Here is a 6441-nt window from a genome sequence, read left to right on the forward strand (position 1 = left end):
CTGGCGGCTGCGTGAGCAGACGTTCGCTACGGAGGCGTAAGCGCAGTTTATCTGCGCGGTTAAACGCCGAAGTGAGCGTGCCTTAAACTTTGAGAATGTATATTCTCAAAGTTAATCTGCTCCAGACTGTGTCGTCACGAGTGCCTTTCCCGGTATCTCTGCGTCGAACTTCGCCTTTTATTCCGGTCGAGTGCCATAAGAGTACACTCCCTGCATAAAAGACTCGTTCTCCTTGATATACCAAGGAAATTCACCTCGTGACGACACTGTCTAGTTGTGGCGCGGATTTTTCAAAAAATCCGCGCCACAAGGCTGCGTAATCCGTATCCGGCTTGCCGGGCCTTGCCCTTGGCTTTTCTGGGCGCGCAGCTTGCGGGACGCTCCGTGCGGCGTTATGCCTTTGCACTGCCTTTCCTTGATAATTCCGGATTTTTCCACGCCTGCCGCATTCCGTACCCTTCCTTGACATTTTCTGACGCTCAAGACACTGTGAGTATGCGGAGGCGTGTTGCATGAATTTTACAATTGTCGCCGCGCTCATTGTGTTTTTGGTCTTCATATATGTGGATGCCAGGCGCAGAACAGCGCAACATCTTCAATGCATTGCTGAAGAAAAAAGCAGTGTCGCCACTGCCTCGGGCATGACGGCCAGTGTGGGCGTTTTTTATCCGGATGTGCGCACGGCTGTGGTTATGGGGGCTTCGGAAGATACCGGAGCCTGCTATTACAGGGTGTTGCGCGAAGGAAAAGTCATCAACCGCAGTAAAGTCAATCTTGCCAACATTGTGCGGGTTGATCTGCTGCTCAACAGCTCTCCCCGTGATTTGCCGCTGGAGTCCCAGCAGGCTACCAGCTTTCTCAAGGCCACAGAAGTTGCCAGCAAAGGCATCAGCACATTTCCCTCGGCAGAATTGCAGGCACTGCAAAAAACAGCGCTGCGTCTGGTCTTTCTGGATGGAAACGGCGCGGAAAAGATGTTGGAAATCACCGTATTGCGCATGGGTGATGAACGGCACAGGTTCAGAAGGCTGGAATTGCTCAAAGACGCCATCTGGTGGTATGCCTTTCTGAACAGTGCTGCCCATAATGCCAGGCGGTGGCATGCGGAACACGAATTGGCAGAACATACCGGCAATATTGGGCAGAAGTAGGGCATAAAAACTTTATATAATAAAATCAATATGTTGCAAGAAAATAATACGGTATTGTAACATATTGATTTTACTGTTTATTTTTGCAGTCTTGCTTTGGCCCCTTTGCGGGGCGGCTCGATTGCTTTTTGCAATGAACTGTGTTTTTTACATTGAGGCTTCGCCCGATTTTGTATGCCGGGCGGTTTTTCAGCGTGCTGCGGCGCGCGTCTTATGGAGTAGTTCATGACAAGCAGACAGCTGTTCTCTCTTCCTCTTGCTCTGGCGCTTTGCCTTGTTCTGGTCGCCTGCGACAGTGAAAAAAAAGCCCAGCAGGGTCCCATGCGCCTGCCCGTGGCAGTTTTTGACGTTGTGGCCCGCGATGAACCGTGGCCTGCCGAATATCAGGCACAGGCATCCGGTTCACGGGCTGTTGAAGTGCGCGCCCGGGTTGAGGCCATCATTGAAAAGCGGCTGTATGAAGAAGGCGATTATGTGGAGCAGGGCCAACTGCTTTTCCAGTTGGAACGCGATCACTATGAAGCTCTCATGCAGCAGGCCCAGGCCCAGTTCACCAATGCCGAACGGGAATGGCGGCGGGTGCGCCCGCTGTATGAAAAAAATGCCGTTTCGCAGAAAGAACGCGACAATGCCCTTGCCGCGTATGAAAGCGCCAAGGCGTCTCTGCGCCAGGCCAAGATCAACCTGGACTACTGCCAGGTGACGGCTCCTGTTTCCGGCTACAGCAGCAAGGAAAACTACACCCCCGGCAACCTCGTGGGCAACAATTCCCTGCTTACCTATGTGAACCAGACCGACCCGATGTACATCGACTTTTCCATTGCCGCTCCGGAACGCATGACGCGCCAGAGCCTGGCCGCCGAAGGCCGCCTTGTGCTGCCCGCCGACGGCCATTACAAGGCGCGGCTGCGGCTGCTTGACGGCACCATGTACAAGGGCGAGGGCGAGGTGACCTTTATTGACAGCCAGGTGCAGCCGAGCACCGGCGTCATCAAGGCTCGTGCGGTTTTTGCCAATGCCGACCGCAGCATCATGCCCGGCCAGTATGTCCGGCTGTATATGGATGGCGACATTCTGAAAAATGCCGTGCTTGTTCCGCAAAAGTGCGTTCTGCTGACCCAGAAGGGTTCACTGGTTATGGGCGTGGACAAGGACGACAAGGTATATCCCATCCCTGTGGTAGTTGGTGTGTCCGTTGGCGACAAATATCTTGTGCTTGAGGGTCTCAAGGGCGGTGAACGCATTATCAGCGAAGGCATCATCAAGGCCCGCCCCGGCACACAGGTGAGCATAATGCCCTCCGGGGGCGAACAGCCCCGGGAAGGCGCGGCTAAGAAGTAGGTAAATATGGCTGTCTCCACAAAGCCGAATTTCTTTTTACGCAGACCTATCCTTTCGGCGGTCATATCCATTGTCATCACCCTGGTAGGGGCGCTGGCCATGCGGGCGCTGCCCGTGGCACAGTACCCCGACCTGGTGCCGCCCACGGTCAACGTCAGCGTGGTGTATCCCGGCGCTTCGGCGGAAACCATCGCGTCTACCGTACTGGCCCCCCTGGAAGTCAATATCAACGGCGTGGAAAACATGCTCTACATGACTTCCACTGCGGCTTCCGGTTCCGGTTCGGGCAGCATCAACGTCTATTTTTCGTTGGGTACAGACCCGGATATGGCCCTTGTCAACGTCAACAACAAGGTCAACCTGGCCCAGACGGTGCTGCCCGAAGCGGTGCGCCGGCAGGGCGTGAGCGTGCTCAAGCGCTCTCCGGCCATGCTGCTGGTGTTTTCGTACTTTTCGCCTGACGGCCGCTACGACCAGGTGTTCATCAACAACTGGGCGCAGATCAACGTGGTGGACGCGCTCAAGCGCGTGGACGGCGTGGGCGACGTAACCATATTCGGCAGCATGGACTATGCCATGCGCATCTGGCTGCAGCCCGACAAGCTGGCGAAGTATGGCGTGTCCGTCAACGAAGTTGCCGCCGCCATTCAGGAACAGAACTCACAGTATGCTCCCGGCCGCCTGGGCGAAATGCCTTCGCCCGATTCCACCCAGCTTACCTGGCAGATCGACACCCAGGGCCGCCTTGTCACGCCGGAAGAATTCGGCCAGATCATCGTGCGCAGCGGGCCTGACAGCGCCATGCTGCGCCTCAAGGACGTGGCCCGCGTGGAACTGGGCGGCAAGGACTACAGCGTTACCTCGCGCTATAACGGCATGGTGGCGCGTATGGGCGCCGTCTATCTGCTGCCCGGGGCCAACGCCATTGCCACCGGCGACCGTGTGCTGGACAAGCTGGCCGAAATCGGCCTGACCATGCCCGACGGCCTTGATTATACCATCCTTGTGAACACCAACGACTTCGTGCTTGAGTCCATCCGCGAAGTGGTCTCCACCCTGGTGGAAGCCATGATCCTGGTGTTCATCGTCGTTTATGTGTTCCTGCAAAGCTGGCGTGCCACCATCATTCCCTGCGTGGCCGTGCCGGTCTCCATTATCGGTACGTTTGCCGGGCTGTATGCCTTTGGCTATACCATCAATACGCTTACTCTTTTTGCCATGGTTCTTTCCATCGGCATCGTGGTGGACGACGCCATCGTGGTGCTGGAAAACGTGGAACGCATCATGACCTCGGAGCATCTGCCGCCCAAGGAAGCCACGGCAAAGGCCATGAACGAGGTCACGGCCCCCATTGTGGCCATTGTGCTCGTGCTGTGCGCCGTGTTTATTCCCGTATCCTTCATGGGCGGCCTGGCAGGGCAGATGTACAAGCAGTTCGCCATCACCATCTCGGTGTCGGTGGTTCTGTCGGGCGTGGTGGCGCTGACGCTCACCCCCGCCCTCTGCGCCCTGCTGCTCAAGCCGCATGACCACAACTACAAACCGCCCAAGCCTTTTGTGTGGTTCAACAAGTTCTTTGACGGCGTGACCACGGGCTATGTGCGCATAGTCAACTTCCTCAAGGAGTCCAGCCTGCGGGCCCTGTCGCTGTTTGCCGTCATGATTCTCATTTGCGTGTGGCTGTTCAGGGTTGTCCCCGGCGGTCTCGTGCCCAATGAAGATCAGGGCTACATCCTTGGTATGGCGATTCTGGACGACGGCGCTTCGCAGCACCGCACAACGGCCGTCAACAAGGTTCTTAACGACTTTCTGCTCAGCAATCCCGCTGTGCAGAGCATGGGAACCCTGTCCGGCCTGGACATCACGTCCATTTCGGTCAAGAGCAACTACGGCACCTTCTTCGCCCTGCTCAAGCCTTGGGGCGAACGCAAAAAGCCCGAAATGTCGTCAGACGCCGTGCTCCAGACTGTGGGCGCGGTCACGCTCATGCAGCCCGAAGCCGTGGTTATGGGCTTTGCCCCGCCGCCCATCAGCGGCATGAGCACCACGGGCGGCTTTGAGGGCTACATCCAGATGCGCGGCACCGGCAGCCTTCAGGACCTGGAAAACGAGACCAACCGTCTTGTGCAGGAAATTATGGCTGTGGATGCCGATGGCAAACGCAAGTATCCGGCCATCGGCATGCTGCGTAACCTGTTCTCTACCGGTTCGCCCCAGTTGTACGCCAACCTCGACCGCGACCGCTGCAAGGACATGGGTGTCCAGATCAGCGACGTATTTACGGCCATGGGCGGCACTTTCGGCGGCGCGTATGTGAACGACTTCAACTATATGGGGCGTACCTTCCAGGTTCGTCTGCAGTCTGAAGCCCAGTACAGAACTCTGCCTGAAGACCTGGGCAACGTATACGTACCCAACAACAAAGGCGAAATGATCCCGCTGACCGCGGTCATGACTCTTGAGCGCCGCACCGCCCCCCAGGTGGTGGAACGTTACAACGTCTTCCCTGCGGCGCACATTATGGGCTCTCCCGCTCCGGGCTTTTCATCGGGCCAGGCTCTGGACGAAATGGAAGCCGCAGCCAAGGCCATTCTGCCTACAGACTACAGTCTGGGCTGGGTGGGCTCGGCCCTTCAGGAAAAACTGGCAAGCACTGATACAACGGTGATCTTTGTTCTGGCCCTGGTCATGGTCTTCCTGATTCTGGCGGCGCAGTACGAGTCGTGGTCATTGCCCCTCTCGGTGCTCACGGCCGTGCCTTTCGGGGTGTTCGGCGCATTGCTGGCGACCTGGGCGCGCGGCCTTTCCAACGACGTGTACTTTCAGGTGGCCCTGGTTACACTGGTGGGGCTGGCAGCCAAAAACGCCATCCTTATCGTGGAATTCGCGGTAGAGGCATGGCGTGGAGGCCGCAGCCTTGACGCGGCGGCAACCTTTGCCTCGCGTCTGCGCTTCAGGCCCATTGTCATGACCTCCCTGGCCTTTATTCTTGGCTGCGTGCCTCTTGCCATCAGCACGGGCGCGGGCGCCAACAGCCGCCACGCCCTGGGTACGGCGGTCATTGGCGGCATGCTGGCGGCCACGTGCATAGCCACGCTTTTTGTGCCGTACTTCTTTAAGATCATCATGCAGATCTCACTGAAAATACAGGGCAAAACAGATCCCAACGCCGGTAAGGACTTTACCGGGGACGGACAGGAGGATCTATGAGTTCCATCAGTAATGCCGGTCGCCTGCGTCTGACCGGGGCAGTGTTTGCCCTGTCGGTATTCATGCTTTCGGCCTGCTCCCTTGCGCCACGCTACGAACGGCCTGAAATGGATATGCCCGCCCAGTGGCGCACGGTGGATATGGGCGCGGCCCCACTGAACACAGACTGGTGGAATCGCTTCAATGACCCGGTGCTCACCGCCCTGGTGGACGAAGCGCTGAAGAACAACCAGGACATCGCCGAATCTTTGGCGAAGATTGATTCCGCAGCTTCGCAGGTGGGCATAGCCACCGCCAACCTGCTGCCTTCGGTCAGCGGTTCGGCGTCGTCAATGGCCCAGGGCGCTTCGGAAAAAACGCCCAATACCATACCCTTTGACAAGAGCGGCCTTTCCCGCACCACGTCCACCAACCAGGCCGCGCTCAGCGCTTCGTGGGAGCTGGACCTCTGGGGCAAGAACCGCAACAGCTACACCATGCTCAGTGACGTGCTCATGAGCACAGTCATCGGACATGAGGGTCTGCGCCTTTCTGTCGCGGGCCAGACGGCCCAGAGCTATTTTGCCCTGCTGGCCCTGGACATGCAGCTGGATACTGCCCGTCGCACGCTTAAAACCCGCGAGGATGCCTTCAGCATCTACAGCAGCCGTTACAAGCAGGGCGACATCACCGAGCTTGACTGGCAGCGCGCCCGCGCCGAGGTTGAAATCGCCCGCGCCCAGGTGCATACCAGCACCGT

Annotated in this window: 4 protein-coding genes; all 4 read left to right on the forward strand. The window is 57.8% G+C overall.

Going from position 1 to position 6441, the window contains the following annotated elements; translation table 11 throughout:
* The first annotated feature begins 512 nt into the window (after positions 1 to 512).
* Positions 513 to 1151: a thioredoxin gene (locus V6C07_RS06070; RefSeq protein ID WP_333535464.1), complete on the forward strand. Its 639-nt coding sequence runs from the start codon at positions 513 to 515 to the stop codon at positions 1149 to 1151.
* Between the two features lie 225 nt (positions 1152 to 1376).
* Positions 1377 to 2492: an efflux RND transporter periplasmic adaptor subunit gene (locus V6C07_RS06075; protein ID WP_333535466.1), complete on the forward strand. Its 1116-nt coding sequence runs from the start codon at positions 1377 to 1379 to the stop codon at positions 2490 to 2492.
* Positions 2493 to 2498: 6 nt separating this feature from the next.
* Entirely contained in the window at positions 2499 to 5702 is a 3204-nt protein-coding gene (locus V6C07_RS06080; RefSeq protein ID WP_333535467.1) for an efflux RND transporter permease subunit, read from the forward strand.
* Positions 5699 to 6441: TolC family protein (locus tag V6C07_RS06085; protein ID WP_333535468.1), on the forward strand; the 743-nt coding region annotated here is incomplete at its 3' end. The genes V6C07_RS06080 and V6C07_RS06085, both read left to right, overlap by 4 nt.

Source organism: Desulfovibrio sp. 1214_IL3152 (assembly GCF_036763055.1).
Lineage (GTDB): Bacteria > Desulfobacterota > Desulfovibrionia > Desulfovibrionales > Desulfovibrionaceae > Desulfovibrio.

Excerpts from the sequence above, each read along its gene's own strand:
- V6C07_RS06070 (WP_333535464.1), top strand. The coding sequence starts at position 513 with ATGAATTTTACAATTGTCGCCGCGCTCATTGTGTTTTTGGTCTTCATA.
- V6C07_RS06075 (WP_333535466.1), top strand. The coding sequence starts at position 1,377 with ATGACAAGCAGACAGCTGTTCTCTCTTCCTCTTGCTCTGGCGCTTTGC.
- V6C07_RS06080 (WP_333535467.1), top strand. The coding sequence starts at position 2,499 with ATGGCTGTCTCCACAAAGCCGAATTTCTTTTTACGCAGACCTATCCTT.